The following is an 18369-nucleotide window of genomic DNA, read 5'->3' on the forward strand; positions in this document are numbered from 1 at the left end:
GGCACGTTTGCGGCTATGACTATCGGCAGAGGATAAATCATCCGTTATCTCGGATCGAAGCTCGTATCCCCGGGATCGAAGCTCGCCGCCGCCGTCATCCGCCTCGCACCAGCCAGACGATGCCGACACCGATGGCGATCGCCGCCAGCCCGGCAATCCGGAGCGCGTTCTCGGGCAGCGACAGCACTTCGGTGGCAAGCTTCCTGGCAAGGCCGGGAAAGCCGCCATAGACCAGACCTTCTATGACAAGGACGAGGCCCATGGCGGCGAGAAAATCCTGCACCGGCCGCTACTGGCCGGTGCTTGGCTGTGCCGCCGGCGCGGCAGGTGCCGTCGCCGGAGCGGTTGGGGCCGGCGAAACCGGCTTCGCCGGCGCCTCGCTGCCGTCGGGATTGCGGAAGAAGCGGAAGAACTCCGAGTTCGGCGACAGCACCATCGTCGTTCCGGTGTTGTCCAGCGCCGTGCCATAGGCATTCATCGACCGGTAGAAGTCGAAGAAAGCCGGATCGCGCTGATACGCTCCCGCGAAGGTGGCGCTGCGCTGGGCTTCGCCCTCGCCTCGCAGGATTTCCGACTCTTTCTGCGCTTCGGCGACGATCTCGACCACTTCGCGATCGGCGCGGGCCGTGATGCGCTGCGCCGCTTCGTTACCGCGTGCCCTCAGCCGCGCGGCTTCCGCCAGGCGTTCCGCCTTCATGCGGTCGAAGGTCTGCTGTGAGACCTCGGCCGTGAGATCCGTGCGGCGGATACGGACATCCTCGATCTGCAGGCCGAGCGACGTTGCGTCGGGCCTGAGCTGATCGCGGACTTCGCGCATCATCACGGCGCGCTGTTCAGAGAGTGCGGCCTCGAAATCGCGCAGACCGTAGACACGGCGCAAGGCGGCGTCGAGACGCGTCCTGAGCCGGGCTTCGGCCAATTCGATCTGACCGGACACGGCGGAGCGGAAGACCCGCGGATCCGAGATGCGATAGGCGATGAAGGCGTCGACCTCATAGAACTTGCCGCCCGACACCTGGACGCGAATGTTGTCGAGGTCGAAGCGCAGCACCCGGTTCTCGATCAGTTGCACCGTGTCGGCGTCGAAGAACGAGAACGGCGCCTTGAAGTAGATGCCGGGCTTGCTCTTGACGTCGACGATCTCGCCGAACCTGAGCACCAGTGCCTGCTGGCGCGCATTGACCACAAAGACCGACGAATAGAGCAGGAACAGGATGACGGCCGCTGCGACGACGATGATGGGAAGACGGTTGGCCATCACTGGTTACCTCCCGTAACGCCACCAGCGGCGGCTGGTGCCGGCGCTTTCGGCTGCAATGCCGGCAGCGGCAGATAGGGCACAACACCCTGCCCGTTGCCTTGCTCGACGATAACCTTGTTGGAATCCTTCAGAACCTTCTCCATGGTTTCGAGGTAGAGCCGCTTGCGTGTCACATCGGGCGCCTTGGCATACTCGTCATAGACCGAGATGAAGCGCTGCGCCTCACCCTCGGCTTCCTGCACGACCCGGTTCTTGTAGGCGGCCGCGTCTTCGCGGATCTGTGCGGCCTCGCCGCGTGCCTGGCCGAGCTTCTGGTTGGAGTACTGGTTGGCCTGCTCGACGAACTTGTCTTCGTCCTGCTCGGCGCGCTGCACCTCATCGAACGCATCGGCCACTTCGCGTGGCGGTGCCGCATCCTCGATCGAGACGGCGTTGACGTTGAGACCGGACTTGTAGCCGTCCAGCGTCGTCTGGATGATTTCACGCACCGAGGCGGCAATGCCCTGGCGGTCGTCGCGGAAGATGTCCTGCGCCGGCCGGCGGCCGACGGCTTCACGCATGGCGCTTTCGGCAACCTGCCGCAGCATGCCGTCGGGATCGGACACGTCGAACAGGTACGCGCTCGGGTCGGAGACCTGATAGGCCACCGAGAACTGGACGTTGACGATGTTCTGGTCGCCGGTAAGCATCAGCCCGGAGGTGTTGCCACTCGTCGCGCCGCCGCCGCCGATATCGACGAGTTGCTCGGAAATCTTGGCTGTCTCGACGGTTTCGAGCGGCCACCAATGGAAATGCAGGCCTGGCTGCGATAGCTCGGCCTTCGGTTTGCCGAAGCGCAGCTCGACCGCGACCTCGTCGGGCTGCACGGTGTAAACCGCCTTGAACGCCCACAGCACCACAAGTGCCGCCGCGATCAGCGCGAAAATAGCCGGGCTTGCGCCACCGCCACCCGGCAGAACGCGCCGCAGCCGGTCCTGGCCGCGGCGGATGATGTCTTCGAGATCGGGAGGCGAGCCCTGTGGGCCGCTCGGTCCCTTTGGTCCCTGCCCCCAGGGTCCCTGATTGTTGCCGCCGCCGCCGCCCCATGGGCCGCCGCCACCGCCGCTTTTATCGTTCCAGGGCATGAATGTCCTTTCGCTTGGAATTCCCTCAAGCACCGGTATTACGGCGCAAAATCCAGTATTGTTCTTCTATAGGGACGCCACGAGGCGCTTTCAACGCGATGCGTTGCCGACTTGTCCGATTTGGTCCGGTCGCGACCCTTTGTCTTCCCTCAATGCCCCTTTTATCGTTCAATGTCTCTCGCGGCGGCGCTCGTAAACCGAATAGCGCGTCGCGTGGCTGTCCTTTTCCCCGGCTGGAACGTCCTGCGAGCTGACAACACGCCAGGAATCCGGATCGATCGGCGGGAAATGCGCATCGCCGTCGACTGCTGCCAGCACATGGGTGACGTGCAGCCGGTCGGCCAACAGCAGCGCCTGGGCATAGATTTCGCCGCCGCCGATGACGCAGACCTCGTCCACACCGACCATGCAGCGCCCGCGCACCGTTGCCAGCTGGATCGCGGCTTCGAGCGAATGCGCCACCTCGACGCCTTCGGCGCGCCAGGCCTTGTCGCGGGTGACGACGATGTTCAGCCTGCCCGGCAGCGGCCGGCCGATGCCCTCATAGGTCTTGCGGCCCATGATGATGGGCTTGCCCATCGTGTCGGCCTTGAAGCGCTTGAGGTCGGTGGAGAGCCGCCAGGGCAACCCGCCGTCTCGCCCGATCACGCCGTTCTCGGCAATAGCGACGTAGATTGCGACGTGCATCAGTTGTCGTCCGTTGGATCGAGGATCAGGATGTCGATGTCGTGCTCGGGATAGAAATCATCCGCCGTCATCTCGAATGTCGTCGGCCCGACCTTTTTGACATTGTCGCCGCAGAACGAGACCAGGGCTTTCGGATTGCCCTTGTCGACCGTCAGCTTGAATTTGCCGATCGTCCCTGCCGCCCAATTGCCGCCTGTGGTCAGGATATAGGCGATGCGGCTTTCGTTATACTGCGGATAGCCGTCTGGACCATCCTTGGCCGCCTTGCGCACCGCGTTCTCGAATGTGTCGTCCATGCAGTAGCGCGTCTTGTAGGTGGCGTACTGCCCCTGGAACTTGCCGTCATAGAAAAAGCTGACCGAAGACGTGCCGCCGACGCTCGGCTTGTAGCGGTGGGAAACGTGGACGTCCTTGTTGGCCGGAAAGGTCGAACGCCACCAGTAGGTCGAACGCAATTGCCAGAACGGCGTGTAGACCTTTTTCGTCTCGGTGCCATCGCTGCCGCTGTCCTCGATGATGATGCCGCGGTTGACCCAGTCGTCGGTAGCCGCCTGCGGCAGCTTCGCCAGTGCCGCCTTCGCCGCATCGCCGAATGGATAGAACGGCACATTCTGCGCTTTCAGTTCGGCGCTGACGTCGATGCCGAGCGCCAACGCCTTCTGCTCGAGTTGCGGCTTTGCCGGTGCGCCGTCGATCGTCACCTCAAAGCCGAGGAAATTGTCGCTCTGATTTTCAGGGATCGCCGGGATTTCTTCGGGATTGCCCGAGATGTCGGGCATCGGGAAGGCGACGATGGCGTCGATATCCTTGTCGGTGTTGTTGTGGAAGACGTAGTCGACCGTCACCTTTTCCGGCGAGATGAAGAGGTCCTCGCTTTGCATCGCCACGGCATCGCTGCGCGACAGGATCAGGCCGCCGGTGCCAAGTTCGGCAACTGAATCATTGGCGAGTGCGGGCGCGGCCGGCAGGGCCAGCACGGCGGTCAGAACATATCGCAACATGGAAGCCCCCTCGGCTAGATGCCCTGAGGACCCTAGCCGTTTCAATGTGGCGTTTCAAAGCCCTTCCGCATCCGCGCGCACCAAAGGGTACCTGGACCACGCGGTCTGGACACGCAGCAGCGGTCTGGACTAACAGGTTCCGATCGGGCAGGAGTTCGCTCCATGCGCAAGCTTCTCGTCATCGGCATCGGCGCCGGCAATCCCGACCACATGACCGTTCAGGCCATATCAGGCCTGAACCAGGCGGATGTGCTGTTTATCCCCGACAAGGGGGAGAAAAAGAACGACCTTGCCGAGCTGCGCCGTCAGATCTGCGACCGCTTCGTCACCAATCCGAAGTCACGCCGCGTCGAATTCGACGTGCCGGTGCGCGACCTGCCAGTAGAAGATGGGCCGGCCCCCTCCTATCGCTCGACCGTCGATGACTGGCATGAAGCCATCGCCGCGATCTACGAGGGTCTGATCCGCGACGAGATTGCGGGGGATGGCTGCGGCGCCTTCCTGATCTGGGGCGATCCTTCGCTCTACGACAGCGCCTTGCGCATCCTCGAGCGCGTGCGCCTGCGAGGCAATGTCGCGTTCGAGCTCGAGGTGATACCCGGCATCACCGCCGTCCAGGCGCTTGCCGCCAGCCACAAGATGGCGCTGAACCGCATCGGCGATTCCGTCCTCATCACCACCGGCCGCCGCCTGACTGAGGAAGGCATGCCGGACAATGCCGGTAGCGCGGTCGTCCTGCTCGACGGCAAATGCGCCTTCAACACGCTGGACGACAAGGATGTCGTCATCCACTGGGGCGCCTATCTCGGCACCCCGGACGAGATTCTCATCTCGGGTCGTCTCGGTGATATCGGCGCCGAGATCGAGCAAGCCCGTGAAGAAGCCCGCCGGCAGAAGGGCTGGATCATGGACACCTATCTGCTTCGCAAACCTGAATAGGAAGGCAATAGGGGAGCAAGGCAGTAGGGCAATAGGTGAAGGATGTTTGTGCTGGAAGACAGCACACGAATGCCTGCTTACTTCCCTGCCTACTGCCCTACTGCCCTCACCCCGCATCAATCTCCGCCTGCAGCGCCTCCATATGCGTCGCTGCCGCGGCGGCGGCCGCACGCTCGATGGCGCGGAAGCGGCTGACCACTGCCAGCCCCACGGCCGTCAGTTGCGCGCCGCCGCCCTTGCGGCCGCCGGTCTGCGCCGCCACCAGCGGTTTGCCGAACACCCGGTTCATGTCCTCGACCAGGTCCCAGGCATGCTTGTAGGACATCTCCATGCCGCGCGCCGCGGCCGAGATCGAGCCGAAAGTAGCTATGTGTTCCAAAAGCTCGATCTTGCCCGGTCCGATTCGCCCGTCGGGATCGAGATTTATCCGCAAGCTCAGCGACGGCATTCTTGCTCCTCCGCGGTCACGTCCGATCCCATACTAGAATCTCCTCGGCGACACCGCTATTCCAAAAAAACATAGCGCCCCTCATCCATCCGCCTCAGCGGGCAGTCCGGCGCCGGTGTTGGCCCGGTCGAAGCTCACCGTCTTGACCACCGCGAAAACCTTACCGCCGAGATGGAGCTTCAGCGTATGCCGAGACTGTTCGGTGATGCGGGCAAGCACGGTTGCGCCGTTGCAGTCGATACCAACCTCGACCGCCGGGCCCTCGCCGGGGCTTATCGCGGTAATGGTTCCCGGCAGGATGTTGAGTGCGCTGAGGCCTGTCGGTTTCTCGGTGGCGATCATCACATCGCGGGCACGGATGCGAATGCGCACCCTAGCACCTGTCGTCATCGCCAGCCGCGGCACCCGGATCTCGCCTGCGGCCGAGCCGAGCACGGTCATGCCGAACGTCTCGTCATGACGCAGCACCCTGGTGTCCAGCACGGCGCCGCCCTCGCCGCGCTCTTCCGCCGGCAACAGGTCTAGCCTTTGCATCACCGCCTCGGTCGGTCCGCCGGCGATGACATTGCCTTGCGCCAGCATCACCACGTCGCTGGCCAGCCGCGCCACCTCGGCGACGGAATGGCTGACATACACGATCGGGATTTTCGTCTCGTCGCGAAGCCGTTCGATATAGGGCAGGATTTCGGCCTTGCGCGCTTCGTCGAGCGAGGCCAGCGGTTCGTCCATGAGAAGGAGGCTGGGGCTGGCCAGCAGCGCCCGGCCGATCGCCACGCGCTGCTTCTCGCCGCCCGAGAGCTTTGCCGGTCGCCTGTTCATCAGCGGGCCGATGCCGAGCAGATCGACAACGGCATCCAGGTCAGCATAGCGCTCCGCTGGTGGCGTGAACCAACGGCCGTAACGCAGATTGCTGGCCACGCTCATATGCGGGAACAGGCGCGCATCCTGGAACACCATGCCGATGCGGCGCTTGTGCTTCGGCACGAAAATGCCGGCAGCCGTATCGACCAGCACCCGGCCGTCGACCTCGATGCGCCCCTTGTCGGGCCGGATCAGCCCGGCGATCATGTTGATCAGCGTCGTCTTGCCCGACCCCGACGGTCCGAAAAGCGCCGTCAGCCGCCCGGCGCTTTCGAACCGGGCTTCGATGGCGAAACCGCCCAGCCGATGGCTGATGTCGACGAGAACGCTCATTCGATGTCCATCCGCCGGCCGACCCGCCGCGCCAGCACTTCCGAAGCCACCAGTGCGGCCATGGAAATGACGATGGAAATCAGCGTCAGACGGAGTGCTCCTTCATCGCCACCCGGCACCTGTGTGAAGGTGTAGATCGCCGACGGCAATGTCTGCGTCTCATTGGGTATGTTGGAGACGAAGGTGATGGTCGCGCCGAACTCGCCCATCGCCTTGGCGAAGGCCAGGATGGCGCCGGCGATCAGCCCAGGCAGGATCAGCGGCAGCGTGATGGTGGCGAACACCCAGAGCGGATTGGCGCCGAGCGTTCCCGCCGCCGCCTCCATCCTGCGGTCCACCGCCTCGATCGACAGGCGGATCGCCCGCACCATCAGGGGAAAGCCCATGACGCCGCAAGCCAGCGCCGCACCCGTCCAGCGGAAGGAGAAAACAATGCCGAAATGCTCGGCCAGGAAGGCGCCGGCCGGGCCGCGCCGGCCGAAGGTGAGCAGCAGCAGATAGCCGGTCACCACGGGCGGCAGGATCAGCGGCAGATGCACCAGCCCGTTGAGCAGCGTCTTGCCCCAGAATTGTCCCCGGGCAAGCAACAGCGCGATCAATATGCCCGGCGGCAGGCTGGCGAGCATCGCCACCGTCGCCACCTTGATGGACAGCCGGACCGCATTCCATTCGTCGGGAGTGAGGTCCAGCAGCCAATTCATAATGCGAATGAAGCTCCTTGGAACTCAGTTGCTCGGCGCGAGCACGGTAAAACCCTGATCCTTGAACAGCGCGGTTGCCTTGGCCGACTGCAGGCACTTCAGGAAAGCCGGCGTATCCTTGTCCTTCGAATCGGCGGTCTGGGCAACCGGATAGATGATCGGCGGATGCGAATCCTCCGGGAAGGTGCCGACCACCTTGACGCCCTTTTCGGCATGCGCGTCGGTGGCATAGACGATGCCAAGGGCTGCTTCGCCCGTCGAAACCAGCTTCAGCGCCGCGCGCACATTCTCGGCCTGCGCCACCTTGCCCTCGACCGAGGACCAGACGCCGAGCGATTCAAGTGCAGCTTTGCCATATTTGCCGGCCGGCACTGCCTTGAAATCGCCCATGGCGAGCTTGCCGTCGCCGATCAGCTTGGCGAGGTCGAAGCCCTTCTCGATCTTGGTTTCAACCGCCGTGTCCTTCGGCGCCACCAGCACGATCTCGTTGCCGAGCAGCTTCACTTCGGTGTCGGGCTTGGTCAGCTTCTTGTCGGAGAGATATTTCATCCAATCGAGGTCGGCCGAGATGAAGACATCGGCCGGTGCCCCACCCTCGATCTGCTTGGCCAGCGCCGAGCTTGCGGCATACGAAACGGTCGCGGCTTCGCCGACATCGGCCTCGCAGGCCTTGTTCACCGCATCCAGCGCGTCCTTGAGGCTGGCCGCGGCAAACACCACCACCTTGTCTTCCGCGTGCGCTGCCGGCACTGCCGCCATCAACGTCGCCGCAAAACCGCCAATGGCGATCGCCCTCAACCCGAAACCATTGCGCGTCATGGAAAACTCTCCCTGGTTTGAAATCCGATCGGCTCGAAGCCCGCCAACCGATATATCCGCATGAATATAACAAGGGAAGGCCCAGCGCGCCCTGAAAGCGTCTGTACGACACCGATTGTTCTGGTAAGACCGGCAAAGAAACCTTGGAAAGGAACTCCGATGAAGATCAGCGCCCGCAACATTCTCAAGGGAACGATCACCGAGATCGTCAAGGGAGCCACCACCTCGCATGTCAGGATCGACATTGGTGGCGGCGCCATCGTCACCGCCTCGATCACCAACGAGGCCGTCGCCGATCTCAAGCTCGAAAAGGGCAAGCAGGCCTATGCCGTGGTCAAGGCCTCGGACGTGATGGTCGGCATAGACTGAATTGATCGCGCTCAGGGGCGCCGTGCAAACCCGCTATCGGGACCTAAGGTGTGTTGAGATTCAGGTCAGGCCGAGTCGAAAACGGCGGGTTCCGAGAACCGGAGCGGAGCGTACTTTAAGTACGTGAGCTCAGTTCTACTGCGACGCAGTAGAACTGGAAGCGCAGCAAGCTGCCGTTTGCAGGCCGGCATCACCTGAATATCAACATACCTTAGACGGCGATCGGCGCCTTGATCGATGCATCAGCGACGTAGTTTTCCAGCCGAAAGTCCTCGAAGCGGAAGGCGAACAGGTCCTTCACCTCCGGATTGATCCACATCGTCGGCAGCGCCCTCGGCGTACGCCGCAGCTGTTCGCGCGCCTGCTCGAAATGGTTCGAGTAGAGATGCGCGTCACCAAGCGTGTGGACGAAATCGCCGGGCTTCAGCCCGGTCACCTGCGCCACCATCAGCGTCAGCAAGGCGTAGGAAGCGATGTTGAACGGCACGCCGAGGAAGATATCGGCCGAACGCTGGTAGAGCTGGCAGGAAAGCCGCCCTTCCGAGACATAGAACTGGAACAGGCAGTGGCAGGGCGGCAGCGCCATCGCTTCCACCTCGGCCGGATTCCACGCCGAAACGATCAGCCGCCGAGATTGAGGATTTTTGCGTATCTCCTTGAGAAGATTCGCGATCTGGTCGATCGACCCGCCATGGCCGTCCGGCCAGGAGCGCCACTGCTTGCCATAGACCGGGCCGAGATCGCCATTCTCGTCGGCCCATTCGTCCCAGATCGAAACGCCATGGTCGGTGAGATATTTGATGTTGGTGTCGCCGGCCAGGAACCACAGAAGTTCATGGATGATCGACTTGAGATGCAATTTCTTGGTGGTGGTGACTGGAAAGCCGCGCGCCAGGTCGAAACGCATCTGGTAGCCGAAGACGGAGCGCGTTCCGGTGCCGGTGCGGTCGCCGCGATCGGCACCGTTATCCAGCACGTGCTGCAGGAGGTCGAGATACTGGCGCATCGGTTCCGGCTCGATTCGGTTGTCCAGCCATCATAACTGACGGACAGGCAATCGAACACCACAAAGCAGCGGCAAGCCCTGCCTGAAGGCAGCCAGTCCCCAATAACGTCACCGGCTGGCGCATTGGCTGCGCCAGCCTCCGCAAATTGACGCGCGATCGTCAGCGCGCGATCGTTAGAGGGAGCCGAGCTTGCCCAGGTCCTTCGCAACCAGATAGTAGAAGGTAACCCGGCTCTTGGTGTTATCGGCCGCCATCGCCTTGCAGGTCTTTTCGATCACCGCATCGGCTTTCGCTGCGTCGCTGATGCCGAGTTTCTTGGCGACCCAGTTGTCCCTGACACGACCGAGTTCCTTTGGGTCGGTGCAGGATACCAGTGAGGAATCACGGTTCCTGAGCGCGATGCCCAGGTGCTTTACGATCTTTTCGACCGCATCCGCACTGGCGCCAGCGTCGTATTTCTTCACGTCTGCAAGATAGTCGGCCATCAAAATTCCCCTCGTCGGCGCCACGGATCCGATCGATGAGGGCTGTGGCGCGCTGCTGCAACTTGTGCGCTAGGTCGATAACTCCTCACCGTGGCAAAGCTTCGGTTGAGACCGCGCCCAAGTCAACCCTTCGGAGATGCGGTTTTGACACGGGGACAAAGTGCCAATGCGGCCTTTCATTTCTCGCGATGGCCCCCTATATTCGGTTTGTCGGCTTGACCGACTATGGCGATAAATGGGCGATGAAATAAGCCGTTCGGACCCGGGGGCGGTACCCGGCGCCTCCACCAAAAGCTGCTGTCGGCGACAGAGCGGTTTTTGATGGGGGCGAAATAGGATCGACGAAGGTGTAAAGATCGTACTTTTGCCCGGCATGGTACCACCGTCATCGGGCTAAACCTGTAGTTGCAAATGACAACTATGCGGAAGCACGTCTCGCCGCGTAAGCGGTGCGATAGCTTCAATTCAAGCCCTAGGGGTTCGCACTTCTAGGCGGGGTTCGGAGGTACCTGGCAACAGAAACCTCCACTTCTCCCCCGCAACATGCGCTACGCACAACGGCAGCTCCCGCTGGCCGGTCCTTCCAACGGCTATGGGCCGCGAAGGCGCACCGCCGCGTGCCCCTCTCATGGACAAAACATGCAAAACGATTCCGATCGATTCTTCGTGCTGACCGGCGGTCCCGGCTCCGGCAAGACCACCCTGATCGAAGCCCTGCGCCGGGCAGGCTTTGCCACCTCTGTCGAAGCCGGCCGCGGCATCATCCGCGACCAGTCCGACATAGGCGGACCCGCTTTGCCCTGGCGCGATCGCGCGCTGTTCGCCGAACTGATGCTGTCATGGGAGATGCGCTCGTATCAGGTTGCGCGCGAACAGACCGGGCGCCCTGTCTTTTTCGACCGCAGCGTGCCGGACACGCTTGGCTATCTCAGACTGAGCGGCCTGCCGGTGCCCCAGCATGTCAGTTCTGCCGCCGAGCGCTTCCGCTACAATCCGCGCGTCTTCGTCGCCCCGCCCTGGCCGGAGATCTTCGCGCAGGATGAAGAGCGCAAGCAGACGCTTGAGGAGGCCGAGCGCACCTATCATATGCTGGTCGGCGTCTACACGGAACTGGGCTATGAACTGATCCCGCTGCCTTTGGCCCCGGTCGAGGAGCGGCTGCGCTTCGTGTTGGCCGAGACGGGATTGGCATGAAAAAAGCCGGGTGAACCCGGCCTCTTTCATTTGTTTGTGGTTGCTTATTCCGCCGGCGCCTCGGCAGCTTCGCGCGAGCGGCCGAGCGTGACCTTGGCCAGCGTGAAGGAAATCACCGCGCACAGCGTGATGCCGGCCACCATCGGCAGCGGCGTGCCGTCGAAGAACACGCCGGCGACACCCATTGCGAGCGCGCCGATGGCGAAATGCAGCGTGCCCATCAGCGCCGAAGCCGTACCGGCGATCTCGCCATGCTCTTCCATGGCCAGCACCGAGGTGGTCGGGATGACTAGGCCGAGGAAGCCGTAGCCGACGAACAGCAGTGCCGCCATCACGTCGAGCCGGTCGATGCCGGTCGCCATCACCGCAAACAGCACCACCATCGTCGTGGCATAGCCGGTCACCGCGACGCGCACCACGCGCCGCAGCCCGAACCGCTCGGCCAGCAGTCCCGTCATCTGCGACATGCCGATGAAGGCGACCGCATTGATCGAGAAGAACACGCTGTAGACCGAAGGCGACAGGCCGTAGTGGTCGATCAGGATGAACGACGAGCTCGACAGATAGACGAAGAAGCTCGCAATGCCGAAGCCGGCGATAGCCGTCAGGCCGAGGAAGTTACGGTCGCCCATCAGGAAGCGGTAGGCCGACAGCGCGGTGCCGAAGGAGGAGCCGGCGCGGTCTTCCACCGGCCGCGTCTCCTTGAGCGAGGTCGCCAGAAGGATGGTGGCTAGCAGAGCAGCGCCAGTCACCGTCCAGAACACGGCGCGCCAGCCGAAATTCTCGATGATCACGCTGCCGGTCAGCGGCGCCAGGATCGGCGACACCGAAAACACCAGCATCAGAAGGGACATAAGCTTGGCGGCCTCGTTGCCGGTGTGCAGGTCGCGCACGATGGCGCGTGGAACGGCCATGCCGGCGCTGGCGCCAAGCCCCTGCAGGAAGCGGAAAGCGATCAGCCATTCGATGGTCGGCGCCATTGCCGAACCGATACCGCCGACCATGAACAGCGCAAGGCCGCCATAGAGCGGCAGCTTGCGGCCGACCATGTCGGAGATCGGCCCGACGACGATCTGGCCAAAACCCATCGACAGGAAGAAGATCAACAGGCTCATCTGCACTGCGGCGGTGCCGGCGTGCAGATCGGCGCCGATCGACGGCAGTGCGGGCAGATACATGTCGATGGCGAACGGGCCGATGGCGGACAACAGGCCGAGCACGACCGCAATGCGGAGGAATTTGGGACTCATGATAAAGGCTTCTTTCAAATCTGGTTGCCGCCGCCAGGCGACGTCTAACCTAGGACGTTCCATCCCATGAGATTCCGACACCCCAAAAGCGAATTTCCATTCGTCTCGTCGTGAAATCTCTTTATCTTCTGTCCACAAATTTAGACACTCTTGTCTAATTCGTCAATCACCTCTATATAGATTTTTATGAAGCTGCACGTTTCTCCTGACACCTTCCCGCCACGCGGCCATGAGGCCAAGCGCCTGTCGATCGTCGATTCCGCCGCCACCGTGTTTTGCCGCGAAGGTTTCGCCGGCGCCAACATCGATCTGATCGCCGCCGAAGCCGGCGTCTCGCGCCAGACCATCTACAACCATCACGGCGACAAGGAGAAATTGTTCGTTGCTGTGGTCCGCGACCTGACCGAACGCTGCAATGCCGGCATCTTCGCCACCATTGCCACCTTCCCCGATCTGCCGGGGGATCTCGAAGCCGATCTGATCGGCTTTGCCATGCGCTTGAACCAGAATTGCATCTGCAACCGCGATGGAAAATTCCTGCGCAAGCTGATCCAGACCGAAGGCGAGCGCTATCCCGAACTGTTTGCCGAATGGCGCGAACAGGGGCCGGGCAGGACATGGCCGGCAATCGCTGCCCGCTTTGCCCGCCTCGCCTATGGCGGTTACCTCGCGATCGACGACCCCGACGTGGCGGCACGCCAGTTCCTTGGTCTCGTCAATGCCGAACTGCAGACGACCTTCATGCTTGGCGGCTCGCCGCGCGAGGACGAGGTGCTGCAATCAGCGACCAATGGCGTGCGCACCTTCCTGCGCGCCTTCGGCAAGCGCCGCTCCGCGACATCGGTTGAAAAGCAAAGCGCGCTCGCCAGCGCCTGAGCGATCAAATCGTCGGCAATAGTCCTCATCTCGGTGCGGCGGCGGTCTATATCAGGTTTACGCCGCCCTCAAGCTTGATTACAGCTATGCGGACGATTCAACGGAACCCGACCGCCACATGGCCGACGACCACATCCGCTACGACATTCTGGCCCAGGAGGCGTTGCGCGGCGTCATGCGCAAAGTCCTGGCCGAGGTCGCGCGTACCGGCCTCCCCGGCAATCATCACTTCTTCATCACCTTCCTGACCGGCGCGCCGGGCGTGCGCGTGTCGTCGCGGCTGCGCGAGCGCTATCCCGAGCAGATGACCATCGTCATCCAGTTCCAGTATTGGGACCTGAAGGTGACCGACACCGGCTTCGAGGTCGGGCTGTCCTTCTCCGACGTACCGGAGAAACTCGAAATCCCGTTCTCCGCCGTACGCGGCTTCTATGATCCCTCGGTCAATTTCGAGCTCGAATTCGACGTCAAGACGGACGGAGCAGCCGAGGAACCAGCCGCTCAAGCTACGCCCGAGCCGTTGACCATCGTCTCCGAGAAAAAGCCGAAGGCCGAGAAGAAGGCCGCCGCCGAGGCGGAGAAGAAGCAGCCTGCAGCGGCGGACGCCGCCACCAAGGGTGCCGAAGTGGTCTCGCTCGACGCCTTCCGCAAGAAATAGGCCTGCGGTTCACACCATGGCCGACATCGCCAACCTCCGCCAGGCCCGTAAGCAGAAGGCGCGGGACGAAAAGGTGCGCGACGCCGAACAGAATCGCGCGCTGCACGGCCGCTCCAAGGCAGAGAAGCAACGCGACCGCCTGGTCGCCGACAACAGCGAAAAATTCGTTGCCGGGCATCGTCGTGAAAAGCCCGGCGACCCTGACCGTCAATGAGCGCGGTCGAAAAGCGCTCGGTGACCATTCGCGGTCACCGCACCAGCTACTCGCTCGAAAAACCCTTCTATGACGACCTCGTCGCGATCGCGGCCGCGCGGCAATTGACGCTCGCCGCTCTTGTCGCCGAAGTCGACGAGACACGACCTCGCGACACCAACCTGTCCTCGGCGTTGAGGCTCCATGTCCTCGATTGGGCGAAGCGCGGAACGCATCTCTAGATAGCGACCTGTCCGTTTCTCGCGATCGGATGGGACAGGCCGCCGTCGGAGGGCGCTATTTCAGCGGCAAATACAGTTCCGCGACCGCCTCATGCTCCGGCACTTCCGCGAAGAAGCCCAGCCGCTGGCAATAGATCGGAAAGTCGCGTGCTTCCTCGCCGCTGGCCGGAAGCCAGTCGCGATAAAGGTAGAGCGCGGCGGGCTCCAGATTGTCGGTGTTGCCGACGACGCGCAGCACCGCGCAGCGTCCGCCAGGGATCTCGCCGGCTTTGATCTGCTCGCCGTTCGCCTCGATCGGTTGGTCGGTCCCGACACAAAGGTCCACGCTATAATCGGCAGGCGACGCAGGACGCCGCTCGGAACGCCAGACATTGAAGGTCGGATTTGTCTTGGGCGACAGGCCAGCGGCCTTGCGCCACGCGATGAACCGCTGGATGGTGGCGCCGAGCGTCGCCGGGTCGCCCCGATGCTCCATGATCGCCACCGGCGTCGGGGCCACATCGCGAATCGTCACGTCGTTAGTGGCAAAAGTCTTCTGCATGAGCTTGCTCCTGGCGTTGTCGAGAGGCCCGAAGGCCGCAAGCCACGGCTCCCAGTCGGGAGACTTCCGGAACGACGAAGGCGATTGTCCGAACCGTTGCCGAAAGGCGCGGGCGAAGGCATCCGGTGCATCGTAACCGGCATCCATCGCTATGTCCGTGACGCTTTGGGCGTCTCTGTAGGCCAGCCGGTACGAAGCGCGCTTCATACGGGCAAGCTGAACATAGCGATGCACGGACAACCCGAAGGTCGCCTTAAACTGCCGGTGGAAATGAAACTTCGAGAAGGCCGCGACACCGCTCAGCGTTTCCAGGTCCAGATCACTGCCAAGATGCCGGTCGATGTAGTCCAACACTCGCTGCATCCGCACATGGTAGTGCTGAAGCACTGCCTTCATCGTCCTTCCTCCGTGGCGGCTCCAACTAGTCGCTCATGGCCATAACGTGCTCGACCGATCTTGCGGTTTTGTCACGGGTCGCAGAACATCGCCAAGGACTGGGCACGCGCAATTTATGGACGAGCGGCGAAAGGGAGCGTTTGCGGCTGGTGAGTCTACAGCCTAAAGGCCCTCGACCATTTCTGCCTTTTTCCTGCGTCTGGTGCCAAAGCCAAGCAAGGTCGAACGCTCGCGCTCCTCGGCCTGCTTCCTCGACCGCACGCGCATCAGATCCTTCCAGCCGACATAGCCGACCAGTTGCGAGCCTTCACGGGTGACGACGGGCAGATGGGAGACGTTGGCCAGCAGCAGTTTGTCGGAAAGGCCTTCGAGATACTCATCCGGATAGGCGAGCGTCACCTTGCTCCCGGCCAGCAACACGCCAAGCGTCGTGGTGCGGTGGGTGCCGGCACGGCGCCAGCGCAGGATCGCCGGCGGATCGATGAGGCCGAGCACGTGCCTGTTTTCATCGACCACCGGAAAGCTCGGATGCCGTGTCTCCGGTGCGGTCAGGAAGGCTGCTGCGCCATGCAGCGTCATCGTCGCTGGCACGCTTTCGACCTTAGAAGTCATCACCTCGCGCACCCTGGTCAGGGCGAAAGGGTCGACACGGTATTCGCGCACGAGGTGGTGCCCTCGCCTGGCGATCTTCTCGGTCAGGATCGACCGCTTCATCAAGAGCACGGTGACGGCGTGCGCCGCCGCGCAGGCCGCGATCAGCGGCACCAGCACATGGGTGTTGCCGGTCAACTCGACCGCGAAGAAAGTGGCCGTCAGTGGCGCCCGCATCGTGCCGCCCATGGTGGCGGCCATGGCCAGCAACGCCCAGAAACCCGGATCCGCGGCAGGCAGAACGCCGGCGAGCACCGCCCCCATCGCCCCGCCCATCATCAACAGCGGCGCCAGCACGCCTCCGGATGTCCCCGAACCGAGCGCAACCGACCAGGTGATGGCCTTGACCACAAGCAGGATGAGTGCGGCGGTGGCAAGCGTGCGGCCATCCAGCATGTTGGCGATGTTGTCATAGCCGACGCCGAGCGCCTGCGGTTCGATCAGCCCGCCAATGCCGACCACCAGGCCGCCAAGCATCGGCCACCACATCCAGTGGATGGGCAGCTTCTGAAAGCCGTCCTCGCTGGCATAGACCATTTGCGTCAAAAGCCCCGACAGCAGGCCGGCGCAGATACCAACCAGAACCCAGCCGCCAAGCCCAGTGAACGAAACCGCCATGCCGCCCTGGAACGGGAAGATCGGTCCGGGCAGATGGAGCATGGTGCGCTCGACCTCGGCGATAACAGCCGCGACCGCCACCGGAATGAAAGAGCGCGGCGTCCATTCGAAAAGCAGCAGTTCGACCGCCAGCATGATGGCCGCGATCGGTGTTCCGAAGACCGTCGTCATGCCCGCCGCCGCACCCGCCACCAGCAGCGTCTTGCGTTCGGTGTCGCTGACCGGCAGCATCTGCGCGATCAGCGAGCCGATGGCGCCGCCTGTCATGATGATCGGGCCTTCCGCGCCGAAGGGTCCGCCGGAGCCGATCGAGATCGCCGACGACAGCGGCTTCAGGATAGCCACCTTGGCGTCGAGTTTTGAGCGCCCCAGCAGGATCGCCTCGATGGCTTCCGGAATGCCGTGGCCGCGGATCTTCTCGCTGCCGAAGCGCGCCATCAGGCCGATGATCAGCGCACCGATCACCGGCACGATGACGGCGGCAAGCCCTAGCGGCGTGTCCTCGAGTTTCAGATCGGCGAGCGAGAACTGGCCGAAATAGGCGATGTTGGTGGCAAGCCGGATCAGCTTCAACAGCGCGATGCCGGCAAACAGCCCGGCAGTCGCCACCACCACCGCAATGGCGGCAACGAGCAGCACTCTGGCATCCGTGGTGAAATCACGCAGATGCTCCGGGTTCGAGTGATGGGTCTTCATGGCAGTTCGCTTCCTGGCGGCGGGCCGTCTGTCGGATATGCGGCAAGGTCGAAGCGGCCAGCCGGGCTTGTCGATGGCTATGTATCGTAACACGATATAAATATTCAAGCCGGTTTTGCTCGAAATCCGTTTGAGCTTTCGTCGGAAAACGAACAAATGTCCGGTATGTCGCAGCCACAAAAACCACGTCCCGCCATCAGCCAGGCTGACTACCAACGGCTGTCGGAGTTTCGCTACCTGATCCGCCGCTTCCTAGAATTCAGCCAGGTCCAGGCGGAAGACGCCGGCCTGACCCCGCGCCAGCATCAGGCGCTGCTGGCAATCAAGGGATTCCCGGGCGGCGGCCCGGTGACGGTTGGCGACCTCGCGGAACGCCTGCGCATCCGCCACCACAGCGCCGTCGAACTGGTCAACCGCCTCAGCGAGGCAGGACTGGTCGCAAGGGACCAGGACAAGGACGACCATCGCCGCGTGCTGCTGCAGTTGACCGAGCGCGCCGACGATTGTCTGGCCGAGCTGTCGGCGGCGCATCTCGACGAACTGTCACGCATCGAACCGATGCTGCGGCGGCTGCTCGATCGCACGTGAACACTCCGGCGTCTTTGTGGGGCGACACGAATTATTTCCCAGTGCCCGAATCCTTTCGCCTCACAATAGCGTCTCGAAGATGAGCGACCTCAAAGGCGCAGGGCAACTAGGAGGACAACAGCGATGAAACGCCACCTGATACGCTACAAGACGAAGCCGGAACGGACCGACGAGAATGAATGGCTGGCCAAGGCCGTGTTCCTGGAGCTGCGGGAAAAATCGCCGGAAGGCGTTCGCTACATGACATGGCGATCTAACGACGGGTCCTTTGTCCATCTGGTCGAGACGGAAACCGAGGCCCATGCCGACATCATCACCGGGCTGGCGGCATTCGAGGCCTTTCAGAGTGGCATCAGGGATCGCTTGATCGAGCGTCCGCAGCGCGAGGAAATGACCGTGGTGGGCCATTACCGGATGCTGGACCAATAACG

The 18369-nt window shown here is 62.8% G+C and carries 23 protein-coding genes and 1 other RNA gene; 10 read left to right on the plus strand and 14 right to left on the minus strand.

Features of this window, described 5'->3' with window-relative positions:
• Positions 1-94: 94 nt before the first annotated feature.
• The 5 genes from C8D77_RS22715 to C8D77_RS22735 form a co-directional block, all read right to left on the minus strand.
• The gene (locus C8D77_RS22715; RefSeq protein ID WP_109668107.1) at positions 95-283 is read right to left on the minus strand and encodes a DUF2065 domain-containing protein; all 189 of its coding nucleotides are present in this window, start codon (positions 281-283) and stop codon (positions 95-97) included.
• A 6-nt stretch (positions 284-289) separates the two neighbouring features.
• Positions 290-1258, minus strand: coding sequence for a protease modulator HflC (gene hflC / locus C8D77_RS22720; protein ID WP_109668109.1), 969 nt, complete (start codon positions 1256-1258; stop codon positions 290-292).
• Entirely contained in the window at positions 1258-2385 is a 1128-nt protein-coding gene (gene hflK, locus C8D77_RS22725) for an FtsH protease activity modulator HflK (protein WP_109668111.1), read from the minus strand. The genes hflC and hflK overlap by 1 nt, the downstream gene beginning before the upstream one ends.
• 168 nt (positions 2386-2553) lie before the next feature.
• Positions 2554-3072, minus strand: a complete 519-nt coding sequence (locus C8D77_RS22730; protein ID WP_109668113.1) for a dihydrofolate reductase — start codon at positions 3070-3072, stop codon at positions 2554-2556.
• Positions 3072-4073, minus strand: a complete 1002-nt coding sequence (locus C8D77_RS22735; RefSeq protein WP_109668115.1) for a DUF4424 domain-containing protein — start codon at positions 4071-4073, stop codon at positions 3072-3074. The genes C8D77_RS22730 and C8D77_RS22735 overlap by 1 nt, the downstream gene beginning before the upstream one ends.
• Before the next feature lie 162 nt (positions 4074-4235).
• Between C8D77_RS22735 and cobF the strand changes: the two genes are divergently transcribed.
• A complete protein-coding gene (gene cobF, locus C8D77_RS22740) occupies positions 4236-5012 on the plus strand; it encodes a precorrin-6A synthase (deacetylating) (protein ID WP_109668117.1) in 777 nt (258 codons plus the stop codon).
• Positions 5013-5118: 106 nt separating this feature from the next.
• On the opposite strand, the gene C8D77_RS22745 is transcribed toward cobF, so the two are convergent.
• The 4 genes from C8D77_RS22745 to modA all read right to left on the minus strand — a co-directional run bounded on the left by C8D77_RS22745 (position 5119) and on the right by modA (position 8174).
• On the minus strand, positions 5119-5460 hold the full coding sequence (locus tag C8D77_RS22745) for a winged helix-turn-helix domain-containing protein (protein ID WP_109668119.1): 342 nt from the start codon (positions 5458-5460) through the stop codon (positions 5119-5121).
• 81 nt (positions 5461-5541) lie between these two features.
• On the minus strand, positions 5542-6654 hold the full coding sequence (gene modC / locus C8D77_RS22750) for a molybdenum ABC transporter ATP-binding protein (protein ID WP_109668121.1): 1113 nt from the start codon (positions 6652-6654) through the stop codon (positions 5542-5544).
• Positions 6651-7355, minus strand: a complete 705-nt coding sequence (gene modB, locus C8D77_RS22755) for a molybdate ABC transporter permease subunit (protein WP_109668123.1) — start codon at positions 7353-7355, stop codon at positions 6651-6653. Before modB ends, modC begins: the two co-directional genes overlap by 4 nt.
• 24 nt (positions 7356-7379) lie before the next feature.
• A complete protein-coding gene (gene modA / locus C8D77_RS22760) occupies positions 7380-8174 on the minus strand; it encodes a molybdate ABC transporter substrate-binding protein (RefSeq protein WP_109668125.1) in 795 nt (264 codons plus the stop codon).
• Positions 8175-8333: 159 nt separating this feature from the next.
• Here modA and C8D77_RS22765 point away from each other — a divergent pair, with 159 nt between their 5' ends.
• Positions 8334-8543, plus strand: a complete 210-nt coding sequence (locus C8D77_RS22765) for a TOBE domain-containing protein (protein WP_095202217.1) — start codon at positions 8334-8336, stop codon at positions 8541-8543.
• Positions 8544-8754: 211 nt separating this feature from the next.
• On the opposite strand, the gene C8D77_RS22770 is transcribed toward C8D77_RS22765, so the two are convergent.
• On the minus strand, positions 8755-9549 hold the full coding sequence (locus C8D77_RS22770) for a thymidylate synthase (RefSeq protein WP_109668127.1): 795 nt from the start codon (positions 9547-9549) through the stop codon (positions 8755-8757).
• Positions 9550-9723: 174 nt separating this feature from the next.
• A complete protein-coding gene (locus tag C8D77_RS22775) occupies positions 9724-10035 on the minus strand; it encodes a DUF2853 family protein (RefSeq protein WP_109668129.1) in 312 nt (103 codons plus the stop codon).
• 170 nt (positions 10036-10205) lie between these two features.
• Between C8D77_RS22775 and ssrA the strand changes: the two genes are divergently transcribed.
• Both ssrA and C8D77_RS22785 read left to right on the plus strand, forming a co-directional pair.
• Positions 10206-10565: a transfer-messenger RNA gene (gene ssrA, locus C8D77_RS22780) on the plus strand.
• A 109-nt stretch (positions 10566-10674) separates the two neighbouring features.
• Positions 10675-11229: an AAA family ATPase gene (locus C8D77_RS22785; protein WP_109668131.1), complete on the plus strand. Its 555-nt coding sequence runs from the start codon at positions 10675-10677 to the stop codon at positions 11227-11229.
• Between the two features lie 44 nt (positions 11230-11273).
• Here C8D77_RS22785 and C8D77_RS22790 read toward each other — a convergent pair whose 3' ends face one another.
• Entirely contained in the window at positions 11274-12479 is a 1206-nt protein-coding gene (locus C8D77_RS22790; protein WP_109668133.1) for a multidrug effflux MFS transporter, read from the minus strand.
• A gap of 186 nt (positions 12480-12665) precedes the next feature.
• Here C8D77_RS22790 and C8D77_RS22795 point away from each other — a divergent pair, with 186 nt between their 5' ends.
• From C8D77_RS22795 to C8D77_RS22810, 4 genes are all read left to right on the plus strand, one after another.
• Entirely contained in the window at positions 12666-13355 is a 690-nt protein-coding gene (locus C8D77_RS22795; RefSeq protein ID WP_109668135.1) for a TetR/AcrR family transcriptional regulator, read from the plus strand.
• 118 nt (positions 13356-13473) lie between these two features.
• On the plus strand, positions 13474-14013 hold the full coding sequence (locus C8D77_RS22800) for an SspB family protein (RefSeq protein WP_109668138.1): 540 nt from the start codon (positions 13474-13476) through the stop codon (positions 14011-14013).
• A gap of 16 nt (positions 14014-14029) precedes the next feature.
• The gene (locus C8D77_RS22805; protein WP_109668140.1) at positions 14030-14227 is read left to right on the plus strand and encodes a DUF4169 family protein; all 198 of its coding nucleotides are present in this window, start codon (positions 14030-14032) and stop codon (positions 14225-14227) included.
• Complete coding sequence (locus C8D77_RS22810) at positions 14224-14448, plus strand: ribbon-helix-helix domain-containing protein (RefSeq protein WP_109668143.1); 225 nt, start codon at positions 14224-14226, stop codon at positions 14446-14448. Before C8D77_RS22805 ends, C8D77_RS22810 begins: the two co-directional genes overlap by 4 nt.
• A 55-nt stretch (positions 14449-14503) precedes the next feature.
• Here C8D77_RS22810 and C8D77_RS22815 read toward each other — a convergent pair whose 3' ends face one another.
• Positions 14504-15385: an AraC family transcriptional regulator gene (locus C8D77_RS22815; RefSeq protein ID WP_109668145.1), complete on the minus strand. Its 882-nt coding sequence runs from the start codon at positions 15383-15385 to the stop codon at positions 14504-14506.
• Between the two features lie 162 nt (positions 15386-15547).
• On the minus strand, positions 15548-17350 hold the full coding sequence (locus C8D77_RS22820; protein ID WP_109668147.1) for a chloride channel protein: 1803 nt from the start codon (positions 17348-17350) through the stop codon (positions 15548-15550).
• 156 nt (positions 17351-17506) lie between these two features.
• Between C8D77_RS22820 and C8D77_RS22825 the strand changes: the two genes are divergently transcribed.
• Together C8D77_RS22825 and C8D77_RS22830 are read left to right on the plus strand one after the other, a co-directional pair.
• Complete coding sequence (locus tag C8D77_RS22825) at positions 17507-17938, plus strand: MarR family winged helix-turn-helix transcriptional regulator (protein ID WP_109668149.1); 432 nt, start codon at positions 17507-17509, stop codon at positions 17936-17938.
• Between the two features lie 123 nt (positions 17939-18061).
• Positions 18062-18367 carry a hypothetical protein gene (locus C8D77_RS22830; protein WP_109668151.1) on the plus strand — a complete coding sequence of 102 codons (306 nt, stop codon included), beginning with the start codon at positions 18062-18064 and terminating at the stop codon, positions 18365-18367.
• Positions 18368-18369: the final 2 nt, after the last annotated feature.

Origin of the sequence: Mesorhizobium loti (assembly GCF_003148495.1) — a bacterium.
Classification (GTDB): domain Bacteria; phylum Pseudomonadota; class Alphaproteobacteria; order Rhizobiales; family Rhizobiaceae; genus Mesorhizobium; species Mesorhizobium loti.